This window comes from Methanolobus halotolerans, assembly GCF_004745425.1.
In the GTDB taxonomy this organism is placed as follows: domain Archaea; phylum Halobacteriota; class Methanosarcinia; order Methanosarcinales; family Methanosarcinaceae; genus Methanolobus; species Methanolobus halotolerans.
Genome location: NZ_PGGK01000034.1, coordinates 1 through 493, shown reverse-complemented (window position 1 = coordinate 493; position 493 = coordinate 1). Strand labels below are relative to the sequence as shown.

Sequence of the window (493 nt, the reverse complement as noted above, 5' to 3'; positions counted from 1 at the left end):
CTTAGATATTGCCTTATCTTCACATCATCATAAGCCGGATCTGCCAGTACCTCTAATGGTCTTGTTCTTGGTCTTCCATAAGTCTGAACCTTTATATCTTCCATTATTTCGAGGAAATGGTGATTATCATAATCTTTTCCACAAAATATTTGAATGGTTAGAGGAAAGCCTTCACAACTTACACAGGCGTGGATCTTTATACCTTTCTTTCTCTTGTGGCCGTTGTAAGCGGAATCTTCTCCCCTTTTTTTGTTTCTACAAAACTGCTATCAACACACACAGTTTCCATTGAGAACTTAGAATCATTGTAAGCGCAATCCCGGAGGGATTCCATGATCTGTTCCCATATTCCTTCTTCTGACCATCTTTTCAGCCTTCTCCATGCTGTAACACCAGAACCATAACGTTCAGGCAGGTCTCTCCATCTGCAACCTGTAGCTAGGACAAAGAGAATACCATTGATGACCTTACGGTCATCAGCTCTCTTTCTACC

1 protein-coding gene and 1 pseudogene are annotated in these 493 nt (G+C 41.2%); both read right to left on the bottom strand.

Translation table 11 applies throughout. The features are described from left to right. A pseudogene (locus CUN85_RS13125) lies at positions 1-194 on the bottom strand (transposase); the annotation flags it as partial. Between the two features lie 2 nt (positions 195-196). Further along, positions 197-493: transposase (locus CUN85_RS12850; protein WP_135390699.1), on the bottom strand; the 297-nt coding region annotated here is incomplete at its 5' end.